The sequence below is a fragment of the Gordonia sp. NPDC003950 genome, from assembly GCF_053605205.1.
The window spans coordinates 1-17,422 of record NZ_JBSGIT010000020.1 but is presented as its reverse complement, the minus strand read 5'-3'; the positions used below and the strand labels follow the sequence as shown (position 1 = coordinate 17,422).

17 protein-coding genes and 1 pseudogene are annotated in these 17,422 nt (G+C 67.0%); 17 read left to right on the top strand and 1 reads right to left on the bottom strand.

Annotation, left to right across the window (positions count from 1 at the left end):
* Positions 1-156 precede the first annotated feature (156 nt).
* On the bottom strand, positions 157-669 hold the full coding sequence (locus tag ACWETB_RS17315) for an inorganic diphosphatase (RefSeq protein ID WP_348807601.1): 513 nt from the start codon (positions 667-669) through the stop codon (positions 157-159).
* A gap of 207 nt (positions 670-876) precedes the next feature.
* Here ACWETB_RS17315 and dacB point away from each other — a divergent pair, with 207 nt between their 5' ends.
* The 17 genes and pseudogenes from dacB to ACWETB_RS17230 all read left to right on the top strand — a co-directional run.
* Positions 877-2,247 carry a D-alanyl-D-alanine carboxypeptidase/D-alanyl-D-alanine endopeptidase gene (dacB, locus tag ACWETB_RS17310; RefSeq protein ID WP_348807617.1) on the top strand — a complete coding sequence of 457 codons (1,371 nt, stop codon included), beginning with the start codon at positions 877-879 and terminating at the stop codon, positions 2,245-2,247.
* A complete protein-coding gene (locus tag ACWETB_RS17305; RefSeq protein WP_452212478.1) occupies positions 2,238-3,329 on the top strand; it encodes a zinc-dependent metalloprotease in 1,092 nt (363 codons plus the stop codon). The genes dacB and ACWETB_RS17305 overlap by 10 nt, the downstream gene beginning before the upstream one ends.
* Entirely contained in the window at positions 3,308-4,273 is a 966-nt protein-coding gene (tilS, locus tag ACWETB_RS17300; RefSeq protein WP_348809763.1) for a tRNA lysidine(34) synthetase TilS, read from the top strand. The genes ACWETB_RS17305 and tilS overlap by 22 nt, the downstream gene beginning before the upstream one ends.
* A gap of 134 nt (positions 4,274-4,407) precedes the next feature.
* Positions 4,408-4,890: a hypothetical protein gene (locus ACWETB_RS17295; RefSeq protein WP_348807604.1), complete on the top strand. Its 483-nt coding sequence runs from the start codon at positions 4,408-4,410 to the stop codon at positions 4,888-4,890.
* 457 nt (positions 4,891-5,347) lie between these two features.
* Complete coding sequence (gene hpt / locus ACWETB_RS17290; RefSeq protein ID WP_348807605.1) at positions 5,348-5,917, top strand: hypoxanthine phosphoribosyltransferase; 570 nt, start codon at positions 5,348-5,350, stop codon at positions 5,915-5,917.
* A gap of 522 nt (positions 5,918-6,439) precedes the next feature.
* Positions 6,440-8,797: an ATP-dependent zinc metalloprotease FtsH gene (gene ftsH, locus ACWETB_RS17285; protein ID WP_449741664.1), complete on the top strand. Its 2,358-nt coding sequence runs from the start codon at positions 6,440-6,442 to the stop codon at positions 8,795-8,797.
* 90 nt (positions 8,798-8,887) lie between these two features.
* Positions 8,888-9,463, top strand: a complete 576-nt coding sequence (gene folE / locus ACWETB_RS17280) for a GTP cyclohydrolase I FolE (protein ID WP_348807618.1) — start codon at positions 8,888-8,890, stop codon at positions 9,461-9,463.
* 29 nt (positions 9,464-9,492) lie between these two features.
* Entirely contained in the window at positions 9,493-10,341 is an 849-nt protein-coding gene (gene folP, locus ACWETB_RS17275; protein ID WP_449741888.1) for a dihydropteroate synthase, read from the top strand.
* Positions 10,341-10,712, top strand: coding sequence for a dihydroneopterin aldolase (gene folB, locus ACWETB_RS17270; protein ID WP_449741663.1), 372 nt, complete (start codon positions 10,341-10,343; stop codon positions 10,710-10,712). The genes folP and folB overlap by 1 nt, the downstream gene beginning before the upstream one ends.
* Positions 10,709-11,224 (top strand): 2-amino-4-hydroxy-6-hydroxymethyldihydropteridine diphosphokinase, encoded by a 516-nt coding sequence (gene folK, locus ACWETB_RS17265; RefSeq protein WP_348807609.1) that lies wholly within the window; start codon positions 10,709-10,711, stop codon positions 11,222-11,224. The genes folB and folK overlap by 4 nt, the downstream gene beginning before the upstream one ends.
* On the top strand, positions 11,221-11,751 hold the full coding sequence (locus ACWETB_RS17260) for a DUF3180 domain-containing protein (RefSeq protein ID WP_449741661.1): 531 nt from the start codon (positions 11,221-11,223) through the stop codon (positions 11,749-11,751). The genes folK and ACWETB_RS17260 overlap by 4 nt, the downstream gene beginning before the upstream one ends.
* Before the next feature lie 181 nt (positions 11,752-11,932).
* Entirely contained in the window at positions 11,933-13,147 is a 1,215-nt protein-coding gene (locus ACWETB_RS17255; RefSeq protein WP_348807611.1) for a DUF6779 domain-containing protein, read from the top strand.
* Between the two features lie 216 nt (positions 13,148-13,363).
* Positions 13,364-14,368, top strand: coding sequence for a Rossmann-like and DUF2520 domain-containing protein (locus ACWETB_RS17250; protein WP_452212473.1), 1,005 nt, complete (start codon positions 13,364-13,366; stop codon positions 14,366-14,368).
* Entirely contained in the window at positions 14,365-15,285 is a 921-nt protein-coding gene (gene panC / locus ACWETB_RS17245) for a pantoate--beta-alanine ligase (protein ID WP_449741658.1), read from the top strand. Before ACWETB_RS17250 ends, panC begins: the two co-directional genes overlap by 4 nt.
* 76 nt (positions 15,286-15,361) lie before the next feature.
* Positions 15,362-15,796 (top strand): aspartate 1-decarboxylase, encoded by a 435-nt coding sequence (gene panD / locus ACWETB_RS17240; protein WP_348807614.1) that lies wholly within the window; start codon positions 15,362-15,364, stop codon positions 15,794-15,796.
* 15 nt (positions 15,797-15,811) lie between these two features.
* Positions 15,812-16,618 (top strand): type III pantothenate kinase, encoded by an 807-nt coding sequence (locus tag ACWETB_RS17235; RefSeq protein WP_449741656.1) that lies wholly within the window; start codon positions 15,812-15,814, stop codon positions 16,616-16,618.
* Between the two features lie 353 nt (positions 16,619-16,971).
* Positions 16,972-17,422, top strand: a pseudogene (locus ACWETB_RS17230) (HNH endonuclease); the annotation flags it as partial.

Here is a 17,422-nt window from a genome sequence, read left to right as displayed (position 1 = left end):
ACACTGACAGCGCTCGCCACCACACTGACAGCGCCCAGACAACAGCCGAGCGCGCCCGCGGATCAGATCGCGGGCGCGCTCGGCGTCATGTAGAGCGCTGTCAACGAGAATCAGAGCGCTGTCAACGTCAGAAAGAGCGCTGTCAGCGACATGGCGTCAGCCGCGTGAGGGCTCGTTGGCCTCGCCGGGATGCTCGGCCAGGCGTGCGATCGCCGCTTCGGCGACCTTCTCGGCCTCGGCCTTGCCGACCCATCCGCCCGGCGTGACCTCCTTGCCCGGCTCGAGATCCTTGTAGTGCTCGAAGAAGTGCGAGATGGCGCTGGTCTCGTACTCGGAGACGTCACCGATGTCCTGGATGTGGTTCCAGCGGATGTCGTTGGCCGGGACGCACAGGAGCTTGTCGTCGCCGCCGGCCTCGTCGGTCATGGTGTACATGCCGACGACGCGGGCCTTGACGATGACGCCCGGGTACACCGACTCCGGGAGCAGCACGAGCGCGTCGAGCGGATCGCCGTCGTCGCCCAGCGTGTTGTCGATGTAGCCGTAGTCGGCGGGATAGCCGAACGCCGTGTACAGGTAGCGATCGAGATAGATCTTGCCGGTCTCGTGATCGACCTCGTACTTGTTGCGGCTACCCTTCGGGATCTCGATGGTCACATCGAATTCCACGCGTCCTCCTTGATCGTGGCACTGTCGTTGGGGTGATGGCGGCCGCCCCAACTGCGGAGTCGGCTACGCGAATCGCCTCAACGATACTGTTAGGACGCCACCAAGAGAATGTCGAGACCCGGAGGTCATGCGGTGCACAGTACTCCAGCGGCGGACGTGAGCGGACCGCGACGACGCCGCTGGATCGTTCGATCGCTGCTCTCGGTCATGCTGGTGGCGGTGATTGCGGTCGGCGCCGGATTCACCTACCTGCAGCTGACCAAGCCCGATCCGCTGCCCGCCGGCATCCCGGCGCGACCTGCGGCGATCGCGGCCGACCCGCAGATCGACCCGGTCGCCGCCACCGCGCCCGAACCCACCTCGGCGGGGGTCACCGCCGCGATCGCCGACTCCGTCAAGGCGCCTCAACTGGGCACGTTGACCGGGCAGATCAGTGATTCGCTGACCGGCGCCGTGCTGTGGTCGGAAGGTGCCAGTACGCCCCGGACGCCGGCCTCGAACGCGAAGGTCCTCACCGCGGCCGCCGCTCTGCTGGCCCTGCCGCACGATCAACGGGTCACCACGACCGTGCTCGCCGGACCCGACGGACAGGTGATCCTGCGCGGCGCCGGCGATCCGACGCTGACCGCGCAGGCCCCCGGTACCGACACCTTCTACACCAACCCGGCGCGGATCTCCGACCTCGCCAACCAGATCGTCAAATCGGGCGTCGACGTCACCTCGGTGGCGGTGGACCTGTCCGCGTATTCCGGCCCGACCATGGACCGCACCTGGTCTCGGGACGACATCGCCGGCGGTGACATCGCGCCGATGGAATCACTGATGGTCGACGGCGCGCGGATCAAGCCGCTCGACGAGTATTCGCCGCGCGAGGAGCAACCCGGCATCGCCGCCGGGAAGGCGCTGGCGAGTGCGCTCGGCGTCTCCACCGACGTGACCGAGGCGAGCGCACCCGCCGGTGCCCAGACCATCGCGACGGTGCAGTCGGCGCCGCTGGTCACCCGCGTCAACGACATGCTCCGGTTCTCCGACAACGTACTCGCCGAGGCATTGTCCATCGAACTCTCCACCTCCCAGGGCGGGCCGGCGACACTGGCCGGTGGTGCGCAGGCCGTGCTGAAGACCTTGTCGCAGAACGGTTTCGATGTTTCCGGGGCGACGTTGACCGATTCGTCGGGCTTGTCCTACGGCAACAAGGTGCCCGCGTCGCTGCTCGACGAGGTGATGTCGGCGGCCAGCGGCGACACCGAGGCCGGCGCGTCGGCGTCGGACGGCGACGCGTCGAGCACCACCCGGGACCGGGACATCAAGATGCGACCGATGCTCGACGGGCTGCCGGTGGCCGCCGGGACCGGAACCCTGGCCGACCGCTTCGACCCGCGCACCAATCCGGGCGCCGGATGGGTGCGCGCCAAGACCGGAACACTGACCGGGGTCAGTTCGTTGACCGGGATAGTTCAAACCGTCGATGGGCGGGTGCTGTCGTTCGCGTTGATGTCGGGGGGAACATCCCCGGTCGATGCGCGGCCCGCACTCGATGCCATCCCCGGCGACTTGAGGGAGTGCGGATGTCGGTGAGCCAGAGCAGTGAGAACGAGGTCGCGGCCCGCAGTGGGTTGCTCGATCCGGTCGGCGCCAAGATCGACTGGGGTCTGGCCGCGGGGGTGGGCAAGAAACTGTCCCGACCCGGACCGAAGATGACGACCTACACACGCGACGCGGCGCGGGCCGAACTCGCCGACGCCGCCATGCGCGCCGAGGGTCCGGTCCGTGAGGTCACCGGACTCGCCGACGGTCTGGCCGTGCCGGCCGCGCGGGTCCTCGAACGTGACGAGTGGATCGACGCCGCGGCCCTGTCGATGCGGTCGATGCTCTCCGGCGACGGTGAGACCCTCGACGAGTCGCCGGGCATTTCCGGCCGCATCGGCGGACTGCAGGCATCGGGGTTGCTCGCGTTTCTGTCCACCGCGATCCTCGGCCAGTACGATCCGTTCTCGCCGGGACCGGCCGGCGCCGACGATCCGGGCGTGCTGATGCTGGTGCTGCCCAACATCGTCGGGGTGGAACGGTCACTGAAGGTGTCCCCCAGCGACTTCCGGTTGTGGGTGTGTCTGCACGAGGTCACCCACCGGGTCCAGTTCTCCGCGAACCCCTGGCTGCGCCAATATATGTCGGACAACATCGAGGTGCTGACCTCCGATGCCGGGGAATCGGTGGCCGACGTCGCCGCGCGGATCACCGGTGCACTCAAGGGCGGAAAGCCCAGGGAGAAGGGGATCATCGGAGCGATGCAGCTGCTGCAGACGCCCGAACAGTACGACGCGTTCAACCGGATGCTGATGCTCGGCACCCTGCTCGAAGGTCACGCCGACCATGTGATGGATGCGGTCGGGCCCGCACAGGTGCCCACCGTCGCCTCCATCCGGGCGGCCTTCGACAAACGCCGCACCGGACCGCGAAATCCGGTGCAGCGCATCATCCGTGCACTCATCGGAATGGATGCCAAACTGGCCCAATATATTCGGGGCAAGGCCTTCGTCGACGAGGTGGTGACGACGGTCGGCATGGAGCGGTTCAACACCATCTGGACCTCGCCGGAGACCATGCCGCTTCCAGACGAGATCGACGAGCCGTCGAAGTGGATCACGCGGGTGCTCTGAGACGTGCGGTCGCGGACTTCGCGGCCGCACACCTCGACGGTGCCCGCGAGGTGTGCGTCGGATTGTCCGGCGGCCCCGACTCTCTCGCCCTGACCGCCGCCGCCCTCGACAGCGGCCTGGCCGTGCGGGCGCTCATCGTCGACCATCGGTTGCAACGCGGATCGGCCCACGTCGCCGACTCCGCCGCGCGCGCCGCGACGGCGCTTGGTGCCCGCGCCGACGTCATCGAGGTCAGCGTCGGGCACGACGGCGGGATGGAGGCCGCGGCCCGTACGGCCCGCTACGACGCGCTCGAGCATGCCCGGGAGGGGCTGCCCGTCCTGTTGGGACACACCATGGATGACCAGGCCGAGACCGTGCTGCTGGGTCTGGCCCGCGGATCGGGTGCCCGGTCGATCGCCGGGATGCGCCCGTGGTCGGCGCCGTGGGCCCGCCCCCTTCTCGGAATCCGCCGCGCCCAGACCCTGGCGGCCTGCGCCGAAAGGGGATTGGCGCCGCACTCCGACCCGCACAACCGGGACCCGAGGTTCACCCGCGTGCGTCTACGGTCCGAGGTCATTCCGCTGCTCGAGGACGTGCTGCACGGGGGTGCGGTGGAGGCGCTGTCACGCACCGCCGGTTCCCTGCGCGAGGACAACGATGCGCTCGACGGTTTTGCGGACACGCTGTACCGCGAGGCCGTCCGCACCGGTGATCCGGCGCCGGAACTACTGATCGCATCACTGGCCGCGACCGTGCCGGCGATTCGTCGGCGGGTGATCCGGTTGTGGCTGCACGACGCCGGTGCCACCGAGCCGACGTCCCGGGTGATCGTCGGTATCGATGCGCTGATCACCGATTGGCGTGGTCAGGGTGGCGTCGCCATCGGTGGGGATGCGGATGTACGACGCAGCGCGGCCAGGTGCGGTGACGCCATCGTCGTGCAGGAGAGTCCACGTCGCTGAGGTGCGACGGAACGGCGAGTTGATCGTCTCGATGTACCGGAAGTCGGCGACCACCAGGCTGCCACCGCCGCCGAGGATGCAGACGGTCGACCCGGCGAGCAGTCCTCCTGCGATTCCGCCCACCAACGGCGCCGATGACGGTCCCGACGAGAGTCGAGATCGTCATGCCGGGCACTGACCGTCTGGTTGAACCGTGCCAGTGCCGCATCGTCACGTTCCTAGTTGGCAGTCGGACCGGCCGGGAGCCGATTGCATGCGGCGGCCCGAAATGGTGCCACCTGCTTCGGATCGACGGCGACGGAATGCGCAAGATCATTTGTGGGCATGAGGGTTGCAGCGGTATCGGTGACATGCGCGCCGATCGGGAATCGGCGATCGTCGAGACGATAAACCAGCGGCATCCGGAACACCTCGACGTCGACGTCGGCGTCGCGTCGGCGTCGATCGACAGGGAGGTGCCGCGGTGCCGGAACGTCCCGTCGGTCAGGGTGAGTGACACCGAGGTGTCGTCGAACGACACGGTGTGGCCGACGATTCTCGGTGGGGCGGCACAGGCCGGAGCGATCACCGAAAAAGATAGCAGTGCAAGGCAATACGGCACGGCAATGGTGAGGTGACGCAGTCGGATCCCGAACGGTCGGGCTTGTCGGTAAGACGCGGCGGAAGGTCGAGGTGGTGCGGTGGTCGACATGGTGGGTCATTTCGATGGTGTCGGGTCCGGTGCCCCGGAGTCGAATCCGCCCGGCGGTGGTCGACCGGGCTCTGTTTTGTGGTCCCGTTATTCATTTTTTTCGGCAATCAAATGGTGCGGTGGCTCGGGGCGGAATGTTGGGAATGACCCGGAATTTCCTGTGGATATTTGATCTACGACCGTGAGAATTAACGAATAAACGCTGCCGTGACTGATGTGGCGTGTTGTGATCGCACCGTGACGCCGGTGCCGACCGACGGTGTACGACGTCGGGCACTCATGGCGGTAGGTCGGCCGATCACCGGCCGATGGTCGATGTCGACGGCGGGCGAATTCTGCCCGTGCGTGCTGCGCCGCCTCGTGGACGTGTCAAGCTTGAGTCCGTGGCGAACGAGACCCAACATCACTACGGCGACGACATCGAAGCGGTGCTGATCACCGAGGAGCAGATCAAGGTGCGCACCGCCGAGCTGGCCGAGTCGGTGGCCGCGCGGTATCGCGAGCTCGACCAGGATCTCGTGCTCGTCGGAGTCCTCAAGGGCGCGATCATGTTCATGACCGACTTCGCCCGCGCGCTACCCATCCCATCGCAGATGGAGTTCATGGCGGTGTCGAGCTACGGGTCGTCGACGTCGTCGTCGGGTGTGGTGCGCATCCTCAAGGACCTCGACCGCGACATCGAGGGCCGTGACGTCCTGATCGTCGAGGACATCATCGACTCGGGGCTGACGTTGTCATGGCTGATGAAGAACCTCGCGACGCGCAACCCGCGGTCGCTGGAGGTGTGCACGCTGCTGCGGAAGCCGGAGGCGGTGCGCTCACCGGTGTCGGTGGCCGACGTCGGCTTCGACATCCCCAATGAGTTCGTCGTCGGCTACGGCCTCGATTACGCCGAGCGGTACCGTGACCTGCCGTTCATCGGCCGGCTGCGCTCGAGCGTGTACGAGCACTGACGCACGGTCGCACCCGTCCTCGTCGGTCGCACCGTTTCCCGCTGCCGGCACGGGACTCACAGGCTGTGCTCGACGCGACCGTTCTCGAACCGGACGAGTCGGTGCGGGCCGCCCATGCCGGGGCGTCCACCAACGCGATATGAAGCACTCGACACCCGATTCGCCCGCGATCGTGCTCGGGCGCTCGCTCTCGATTTCCCGGAATTCGATGTCGAGTTCGCGGCATCGTGACATCGCGTCGGCGATGGCGTAGAGCCTGCCGTCGAGTGAGTCCAGCGACGAGGAGGTGGTTGCTGCGGCCGTCAGGTCGTCCCAGAGTGGTGCAGGTGGGCGCGCACACGCGCGATTGCCGGAGGCGGCGCCAACAAACACAGGGAACGGTTTCACCTGCGTGATCGTTGACCGGTAGCCTTATCACAACGAGCGCGGTTGCTGGTCTGTTCGCCGCGCTCTCGAATCGATGGGAAGGACGATTGGGAACGGCGCCGTCTCCACCGGCCCGCCGGCCCTCCACCAATTCGCATGAACCGCAAGACAGTCTTTCGTAACCTCGCCATCGTGGCGGTCATCGTGCTCGCCTTCTGGGGCTGGAGCGTGTGGCGTGACAATGATCGCGAGTACACGGCCGTGGACACCTCGGTCGCGTTGACGCAGCTCAATGTCAAGAACACCAAATCGATTCAGATCGATGATCGTGAGCAGCAGCTCCGCATCGAGACCGATACGCCGGTCAAGGTCGGTGACGATGAGCTGACCAAGATCAGCACGAAGTATCCGGCGGCGGCGAGTGAAGAGATCTTCAACGACGTCAAGGCCACCGGCGCTCCGTATCAGACGAATGTCAACGAACAGTCGGTGTTCTGGCAGATCATGCTGTTCATCCTGCCGATGATCTTGCTGTTCGGTTTGTTCTTCTTCGTGATGAGCCGCATGCAGGGTGGTGGTCGTGGTGGCGTGATGGGCTTCGGCAAATCGCGCGCCAAGCAGCTCACCAAGGACATGCCGAAGACGACGTTCTCCGATGTGGCGGGTGCCGACGAGGCCGTCGAGGAGCTGTACGAGATCAAGGATTTCCTGCAGAATCCGGCGCGCTACCAGGCGTTGGGCGCGAAGATCCCGAAGGGCGTGTTGCTGTACGGCCCGCCCGGTACCGGTAAGACGTTGCTGGCGCGGGCGGTGGCCGGTGAGGCCGGGGTGCCGTTCTTCACGATCTCCGGTTCGGATTTCGTCGAGATGTTCGTCGGTGTCGGTGCCTCGCGTGTGCGTGACCTGTTCGAGCAGGCCAAGAACAACAGCCCGTGCATCATCTTCGTCGACGAGATCGACGCCGTGGGTCGCCAGCGTGGTGCGGGACTCGGCGGTGGTCATGACGAGCGCGAACAGACCCTCAACCAGTTGCTCGTCGAGATGGACGGTTTCGGTGACCGTCAGGGCATCATCCTGATCGCGGCCACCAACCGACCCGACATCCTGGATCCGGCGTTGTTGCGTCCGGGCCGTTTCGACCGGCAGATCCCGGTCGGCAATCCGGATATGGCGGGTCGTCGCGCGATTCTGCGTGTGCATGCCAAGGGCAAGCCGATCGACGCCGACGCCGATCTCGACGGTCTGGCCAAGCGCACCCCGGGTATGTCGGGTGCGGATCTGGCGAATGTCGTGAACGAGGCCGCGTTGCTGGCCGCGCGTGAGAACAAGCAGACGATCACCGCGGAGATGCTCGAGGAGGCCGTCGACCGGGTGATCGGTGGGCCGCGACGTAAGAGCCGCATCATCAGTGAGCACGAGAAGAAGGTCGTCGCCTACCACGAGGGTGGTCACACCCTGGCCGCGTGGGCGATGCCCGATCTCGATCCGATCTACAAGGTCACGATCCTGGCGCGTGGTCGGACCGGTGGTCACGCCCTGGCGGTGCCGGAGCAGGACAAGGATCTGATGACCCGCTCGGAGATGATCGCCCGGCTGGTGATGGCGATGGGTGGTCGTGCCGCCGAGGAACTCGTCTTCCACGAGCCCACGACGGGTGCGTCGTCGGATATCGATCAGGCGACGAAGATCGCTCGTGCGATGGTCACCGAGTACGGCATGAGTGCCCGCCTGGGTGCGGTGCGGTATGGCCAGGAGCAGGGCGATCCGTTCCTGGGTCGTTCGATGGGCAATCACACCGACTACTCCGCCGAGGTCGCGAATGAGATCGACGAGGAGGTGCGTCGTCTCATCGAGGCCGCGCACACCGAGGCGTGGGCGATCCTGTCGGAGTATCGCGACACCCTTGACGTGTTGGCCAGCGAACTCCTCGAGAAGGAGACGTTGACGCGTAAGGATCTGGAGAAGATCTTCGGCCAGGTCGAGAAGCGCCCGCGGATCACGACGTTCAACGATTTCGGTGATCGCACCCCGAGTGACAAGCCGCCGGTGAAGACTCCCGGTGAGCTCGCCATCGAGCGCGGTGAGCCGTGGCCGCCGCCGGAGCCTGCGAAGGTTCCGGAGCCGGTCGGTGCGGCCGGTGGCCAGCCGGGCGGTTTCGGTCAGCCTGCCGGTGCGGCACCGGCGTATCCGCCGCAGGCCGCTCCGGGTGGGTATCCGCCCGCGCAGCAGCATCCATATCCGCCGCAGCAGAATCCGTATCCGCCGCAGGGGGGTTACCCGCCGCAGCAGCCGCAGCCGGGTGGCTATCCGCCGCCGGCCGCGCCGCCGGGTGGTGGCGCCACGTGGCCCGACTATGGCGCACCGCGCGACTGGTCGGCTCCCGGCTGGCCGCCCCGTGAGGAGGGGCCGGGTGTCAACGGCGGCTCCGCCCCGAACGGCGCGAACGGTCAGCATGGGCCCGGCCCGAATGGGACCGGTCAGCATGGCAATGGTGTGAACGGCAACGGCGCCTGAAGGGTCAGCTCGATGACGATCAGCAATGGTCACCACCCGGACGTCGCTGCCCTGATCGGTGACGATTCCGTGGAATCTCCGGCGTCGGTCATGTCCGGACGTCACTTCGATCAGGCGCGCGCGGAGGCGGCGGTGCGCGAGCTGCTCATCGCGGTCGGGGAGGATCCCGACCGAGAAGGGTTGCAGCGCACGCCAACTCGTGTGGCGAACGCCTATCGGGAGATGTTCGCGGGGTTGTACACCGATCCGTCGGCGGTGCTCGCGACGACCTTCGACGAGGACCACGACGAGTTGGTGCTCGTCAAGGACATCCCGATGTACTCCACCTGTGAGCATCATCTGGTGTCGTTCCACGGGGTCGCCCACGTCGGCTACATCCCCGGTGAGAGCGGTGAGGTGACCGGCCTGTCGAAGTTGGCGCGGCTGGTGGACCTCTACGCCAAGCGGCCGCAGGTACAGGAGCGACTGACCAGTCAGATCGCCGACGCGTTGGTGGCCCGGCTGAAACCGCGGGGCGCGATCGTGGTGATCGAGGCCGAGCATCTGTGCATGGCGATGCGTGGCATCCGCAAACCCGGTGCCCGCACCACCACGTCGGCGGTGCGTGGACTGTTCAAGACCAGCGCGGTCTCACGCGGCGAAGCGCTCGACCTCATCACACGTTGACCGGCGATCCCGATGCCCGCACGCAGATCATGGGCATCATCAACGTCACCGCCGATTCCTTCTCCGACGGTGGCCGGTACCTCGATGTCGACGCCGCACTCGCGCATGCGCGGCGCCTGCTCGACGACGGGGCCGACAGCATCGACGTGGGCGGCGAATCGACCCGTCCCGGCGCGATCCGCGTCGACCCCGACATCGAGATCGCCCGGGTCACACCGGTGATCTCGGCACTCGCCGAGGGCGGCGTCACCGTGTCCGTCGACACCATGCGTGCGTCGGTTGCGGCGGCCGCGATCGAGGCCGGCGCCGCGATCGTCAACGACGTCTCCGGTGGTCGCGCCGACCCGGACATGGCGCGGGTGCTGGCCGATTCGGGCCTGCCGTGGATCCTGATGCATTGGCGCCCCGCCGGGGAGGATTCCGACGCCGGACGCCGCTTCACCCATCGCGTCGACGACACCGGCGGCTATCACGACGTGGTGGCCGAGGTGAGTCGTGAACTGCTCGGGCAGGTCGACGCCGCGGTGAGCGCCGGCGTCGATCCCGATCGGATCATCCTCGATCCCGGTCTCGGTTTCGCCAAGACCGCCACCCACAATTGGGCTCTGCTGCATGCCTTACCGACATTCGTCGGACTCGGTTTCCCGGTGCTCGTCGGGGCGTCGCGCAAGCGCTTTCTCGGTACCCTGCTCGCCGACGGCGAGGTCGATCGGCCGCCGGCCGGGCGTGACATCGCGACCGCCGCGGTCAGTACCCTGGCCGCCGCGGGCGGTGCGTGGGGTGTCCGGGTGCACGACGTGGCGAGCAGTCGCGATGCCGTGGCGGTGGCGACGGCCTGGGCACACGGTGGGTCCGGGCGTATTGAGGGAGGACTCTGATGGCCGACCGGATCGAGCTCCGCGGATTGCGGGTGCGCGGCAATCACGGCGTCTTCGACCATGAACGCGTCGACGGCCAGGACTTCATCATCGACATCACCCTATGGCTCGAGTTGCGGATCGCCGCAGCCTCCGATGATCTCGCCGACACCGTCGACTACGGCGCGTTGGCGCAACGCGCCCACGACGTCGTCACCGGGACCCCGCGGAACCTGATCGAGACCGTCGGCGCCGAGATCGCCGACGACATCATGGGCGATGAGCGCATCCACGCCGCGGAAGTGGTGGTGCACAAGCCGTCCGCACCGATCCCACTGACCTTCGACGACGTCGCCGTGGTGACCCGACGTTCCCGGAAGTCGCAGCGATGAGCCACACCCGCGCGGTCCTGTCGGCCGGGTCGAACGTCGGTGATCCGATGGCGAATCTGCGGTCGGTGGTCGACGGGTTCGGCGCCGATGTGGTGGCGGTGTCCGACGTGTACGCCACCGCCCCGTGGGGTGGTGTCGAGCAGGCCGATTTCCTCAACATCACTCTCATCGTCGAGGGGGAGCGGAGTGCCGCCGACTGGCTGCGCCATGGTGCCGAGCTTGAGCAGCATGCACATCGGACTCGTGACGTTCGTTGGGGCCCAAGGACACTCGACGTCGACGTGATCACCGTCAGTGATGCGGCGGGGGTGGTGCGCAGCGACGACGAGGCGCTGATCCTGCCGCATCCGCGTGCCGCGCAGCGCGCCTTCGTGCTCGTGCCGTGGCTCGAGATCGATCCCGACGCGACGTTGTGGACCGATGGCGGTGAGCAGCGTGTCGACGATCTCGTCGACCGGCTGCCGGGCGCCGACCGCGAGGGTGTGCGTCGTGTCGGGGCGGTGCCGCGATGACCACACCCACCCCGCCGCCCGGCGATGACGAAAAAGAGCGGATGGGGCCGACGAAGCCGTTCGACCTCGTCGTTGTCGCCCTCATCGTCGGTGTCACCGCGTGGATCCTGGTCCGCTACAACTACTCCAGCGTGCCGCCGCTGCCGGTGCTGACCGGCATCGTGCTCTACATCCTCGCCGTCATCGAGGTGGTGGTGGGGTTCATCGTGCGCGCGCGGGTGGAGGGTCGCGACGTGGGACGTGCTCGCGGACAACTGCATCCGCTCACCGCGGCCCGGGTCCTCGCGCTGGCGAAGGCGTCGGCGATCCTCGGTGCCATCGCCACCGGTCTGTGGGCCGGGGTGCTGGTGTTCCTGCTGACCCAGCACGACATCGCCGCGGCCGAGCACGATCGGCCCGCCGCGGTGGTCGGCCTCATCGGTGGGGTGCTGCTGACGGTTGCCGCGTTGTGGCTGGAGTACTGCTGCCGGGCCCCCGACGATCCGGAGGATTCCTCGATCAACGGGTCGAGTCCCGGTCCGGCCTGAGCGACTATGTCGACCGGAGGGGCGTCTACCGGTACGCATGACCCGCGATTTCCCGGCCGACCCGGCGCGTTATCTGCGGCACCTCGGGGTACCCGGGGCCGCGCCCTACCAAACCCGCGATTCGTGACTCTCCGCCGGGCTTGGGAGATAACACAGAGATCAACGGGTAAGTTGCACTGATATGACGACCACCTCCGGCCGTTCCTCGGACACTCGGCGCACGGGCCGCTCCGTCGGCCAGTGGCTGCTGGGTCTGCTCATCGTCCTTGCCCTCGCGGCCAGCATCCTGATGATCTTCACCGACAACCTCTCGATCACCGGCTCGCTCGCGGTGATCGCGGCGCTGTGGGCCGCGGTGATCGGTGCGATCCTTGTCACCCGGTTCCGCAAGCAGGCCGAGACCGCGGAGGCCAAGAGTCGCGATCTCCGCCTGGTCTACGAACTGCAGTTGGAGCGGGAGATCGCCGCGCGCCGGCAGTACGAGCTCGACGTCGAGTCGACGATCCGCCGCGAGGTGGCGGCCGAATCGGGTGCAGAGCTGGCCGCACTCAAGGAGCAGGTCGTGTCGCTGCGATCGAGTCTGGAGCGACTGCTCGGCGAGTCCCTGCCCGATGATCAGGTGGCGTTGCCCAACGAGAAGCTGCGTGAGCTGGCCTCGGGCCTCGGTGGTCACGGACTCGATCCGCATCCTTACGGCGGTCAGTACGACTCTCCCGAGGCCTACGCCCACGACGACGGGGTTCTTGCCGCCCGCGACTTCGCGCAGACCGCACCGTCGGCCGCCGACGGTCGCCACATCGGGCCCACCGCCGATCCGAACGAGATGACCGAGGTCATCCCGGTCGTCACCGACGATCCGCTGTCGCGTCCCTACGGGGCCGAGGCGCCCTACGAGTCGGTGTACGAGACCGAGTATGCGTCCGTGCTCGCCGAAACCGACGAGGTGACCGACGTCGAGACCGCCGACGCGGCGGACGCGGAGATCGCCGACGTCGTCGACGACGGTGGTGTGGCCGGTGGCCCGGGGGTCGGGGAGGCCCCGTCGGCCGACGAAGAGTCACCCGCCGCCGTACCGGTCTCGGCCTACGTCGACGAAACGCCCACCGATGAGTGGGCGACGCAGGCCGCTCAGGCCGAGCCGACCGCACCGGCCCAGCCGACCGGTGGTCCGGTTCCCTTCCTCGGTGGTGGACGGCATGAGACGGTCGGTGCCGCAGCCGGGTTCACCGGTGGGCGTCGTCGCCGCCGGGAGGATGAGGTGGAGCAGCCGGTGGCCGCCGAAGCCGCTGCCGACGACTTCGACAATGCGCACTCCAACGGGCTTCCGGTGTCGGAGTTGCTGCGCCAGTTGCGGGAGACCGAGGGCGGGTCGGGTCGCCGTCGCCGTCGCGACTGATCGATGCGTCGCCGTCGCGACTGATCGATGCCGGCGCCGTCGCGGCTGAACGGTGTCTGTGATTCGGTGAGCCCGATCACACGTATTGGATCCGTGTCGACCTGACGGCCTAACCTTGCTCTGCAACGTCTGGTACCCGGCCGGGTGCGTTCCGCGACGACATCGATGCGGAATCTCTCGGCAGCCCACGGGACTGGAACGACCTGGAGGACAGTGGTGACCTCATCGGATGATGACGCCTACGCGGCGCGTTCCGGTGTCCCCGCAGATCGTGCGTCGGGATTCCCCGGCATCGCCAATCTCCCCACGCCGGCCCGTCTGACGGTCGGCATCGTCGGCTCCGGGCGTGTCGGTACCGCGCTCGGTGCGGCGCTCGAACGTGCCGGTCACGTCGTCGGTGCCGTCCTTGCCCGTTCCCCGCAGTCGCGCCGTCGGGCGGCGGCACGTCTCCCGGAATCGGCGATTCTCGACCTCGACGGTGTCCTCGCTCGTTCCGAACTGCTCCTCGTCGCCGTCCCCGACGCTCAGCTGGAATCGGTGATCGCAGATATTGCTGCGTCCGGCAGCTTGCGTCCGGGTACATTGGTCGCCCACACCGCCGGTGCGCAGGGTGTCGGCATCCTGGAACCGCTCACGCGGCGGGGTGCGATGCCGTTGGCCATCCATCCCGCGATGACCTTCGTCGGTACCGACGACGACACCGCCCGCCTGGCCCGCGCATGCTTCGGTATCACCGCCGCCGACGAGGTCGGCGAGGCCATCGCGTCGGCGCTCGTCCTGGAGATGGGTGGTGAGCCGGTGCGGATCGCCGAAGCCGACCGCACGTTGTATCACGCAGCCCTCGCGCACGGCGCCAACCACCTGATCGCATTGATCTCGGATGCGGTGACGGCGCTCAATCACGCCATCGCCGGGCCGGACGGCGTCGCGCATCCGACCGCCACAGTGGACGGTGATCCGGTCCGCCTGGCCGAACGAATCCTCGGTCCACTGGTGACCGCATCCCTACAGAACGTGCTCGACCTCGGTCCCGGTGCCCTGACCGGTCCGGTGGCGCGCGGTGACGCAGCGGCGGTCGCTGCCCATCTGGCCGCGTTGCGCGCATTGCCCGGGGGAGCGGAGACCGACTCGATCGCCGAGTCCTACCGCATGCTGGCGCGTCGGGCCGCTCACCAATCCGATGCGCCGCCTGCGGTTTTCGACGTTTTGGAGTCCCGATGACCAGTCATGTGATCGCCGACGAGGCGAACCTTTACACACCCGGAATGCTGACGGTGCACCGTGATCCGGTCGACCTGCAGCGAGTCAGCAAGGCGCTGCGTGGTTCCGGTAAGCGGGTGGCGCTGGTACCGACGATGGGTGCCTTGCACGCCGGTCATCTGGAGTTGGTGCGGGCCGCGAAGAGTCGCGGCAACACGATCGTCATCGTCTCGATCTTCGTCAATCCCTTGCAGTTCGGCGAGGGTGAGGATCTCGACGCCTACCCGCGCACCTTCGACGCCGACCTGGCCCTGCTGAAGCCGCTCGGGGTGGAGTTGGTGTTCGCCCCCACCGTGGCCGGGATGTACCCGCAGGGCCGTCGCACCATGATCCATCCCGGTCCGGCCGGTGACATCCTCGACGGTGCTTCGCGCCCAGGACATTTCGCCGGCATGCTGACCGTGGTGAACAAGCTGCTGCACATCGCCGCACCACACGCCGCGTACTTCGGTGAGAAGGACTACCAGCAGTTGGTGCTGATCTCACAGATGGTCGACGACCTCAACATGGACGTCGAGATCGTGGGTGTGCCCACCGTCCGCGAACCCGACGGGCTCGCCCTGAGTTCCCGTAACCGGTACCTCTCCGAGGAGCAGCGGGCACTGGCCACCGCACTGTCGGCGGCGTTGACCGCCGGATCGCACGCCGCGCCGGGCGGCGGTGACGCCATTCTCGCTGCGGCACACACGGTTCTGGCTGCGGTACCGGAGATCGAACTCGACTATCTCGCCCTGCGGGGCCGGTCTCTGGAGGACCCGCCGACGAAGGGATACGGACGACTGCTGGTCGCGGCTCGGCTCGGCCCGGCCCGCCTCATCGACAATGTCGGCGTCGCGATCGGCCTGAGCCTGGAGGAACGCGAGGCCAGATCCGAATGAGACCACCGTTCTGCCATCCGACCGATCCGCACTGAAGTACCGAACAGCACTGAAGTACCGAACAGAGGACCCCCACATGCTCCGCACCATGATGACCTCGAAGATCCACCGCGCCACCGTCACGCAGGCCGACCTGCACTACGTCGGTTCGGTCACCATCGACGCCGACCTGCTCGATGCCGCCGATCTCCTCGAAGGAGAACAGGTCACCATCGTCGACATCACCAACGGCGCACGCCTGGAGACCTACGCGATCGCTGGTGAACGTGGCTCCGGTGTGATCGGCATCAACGGTGCCGCAGCGCATCTCGTGCACCCCGGCGACCTGGTGATCATCATCGCGTACGGCATCCTCAACGAGGCCGAGATCGCCGAGTACGCACCGCACGTCGTCTTCGTCGACGAGGCGAATCGCGTGCTGGAGTCGGGCACCGATCCGGCTCGCGCACCAGAGGGCTCGGGGCTGCGCGATCCGCGCCACGCCGACGTGCTCGTCGACGCCAACGCCTGACGACTCTCGTTACGTATGCTCCTCACCATTGACGTCGGCAACACCAACACGCACATCGGTGTGTTCGCCGGCACCGGCGCGCACGCCACGCTGGTGAACGATTGGCGCCTGCACACCGAACCCGATCGCACCGCAGACGAATTGGCATTGCTGATCAAGGGCCTGTTGGGTGCCGACATCGAGCAGGTCACCGGCGTATCGGCGCTGTCGATCGTGCCATCGCTGCTACGGGAACTGCGCGTGATGGTCGCCCGCTACTTCGACAATCCGCACAACGTGATCCTGGAACCCGGTGTGCGGACCGGTGTTCCACTGCTCGTGGACAATCCCAAGGAAGTCGGCACCGATCGGGTCGCCAACTGCCTTGCCGCCCAACACATCTATGGTGGCCCGGCGATCGTCGTGGCCTGCGGAACCGCCACCGTCGTCGACGCCGTCTCGGTCAAGGGTGAGTTCCTCGGCGGCGCCATCGCTCCCGGGGTCAATCTGGGTGTCGAGGCATTGAGCGAACACACGGTGACGGTCCGCAAGGTCGAACTCATGCCACCGCGGAGTGTGCTCGGCAAGAACACCGTCGAGGCACTGCAGTCGGGCATCCTGTTCGGCTTCGCCGGCCAGATCGACGGATTGGTGGAGCGCGTCCGATCCACTGTCCCGGGATTCGACGGCGACGACGTCACCGTGGTGGCCACTGGCTTCCTCGCTCCGCTGATGTTCGACGAATGCCGCACTCTCACAGTGCAACACCCGCACCTAGCCCTCGAAGGTCTGCGTTTGGTGCACGAGCGGGCCAAGCAGCAATCCCGTGGTAGGGGACGCTGAGCCGGTCGTCCTAACCGTCCCCTCTCGCTCGATCCGGCGGTAGCATCCCCGCTGGTCGAGCGCACGCAACCTTCGCTGGCCGAGTGCCGACGAGCTTGCGAGTCGGTGTATCCATCAGACCGACCTTGTCGAGGTCGAGGCCACCTCCGCTAACCGGGAGCGAAACCGAACCAGCGCCAACCAAACCCGTCCCTGTGGACACTGATACTCCTCATCCCCAACCGATTCCGCGCTAAGAAAGTTGTCGGTGGTCGTCGTTACACTTGAGTCAGTTCAGTTGGAGCGATCGATCAGAGGGGGTGAACATGATGGCCGACAACACAATTCGCACGACTACCGCGCCGGAGTTGTCGATGACCGCCGCCGACGCGGCCATGATCGATCACCTCCCTGCCGAGCAGGCCACCGCTCTGGCCCGATCGTTGCAACGCCACGAACGGCAGGTGATCGCCCGGAAGGTGTTGTCGGCGGCGCGGGTCGGGCATGCCGTGTACGACGAGATGCTGCTCTCGGGCCATCAGACCAACGTGCACACCACCGGTGGCGTCGACAAGGCTGCGACCGGCACGGTGTCCACCGCGCTGGGAGTATCGGTACCGCAGGCAACGGCGTGGATGACGTTGAGCTTCCTGCTGTCGACACTCCCGACGGTGACCGCGGCGTTCTTGGCCGGTGACCAGTCGTTGGACCGTATCCGCATCATCGCCGACGAGATCGTCGTCCTGTCCGATGACGAAGTGCGCGCGTTCGCCGAAACCCGTGCACTGCAACTCGCCGGACGTAATCAGGCGGATACGACATTGC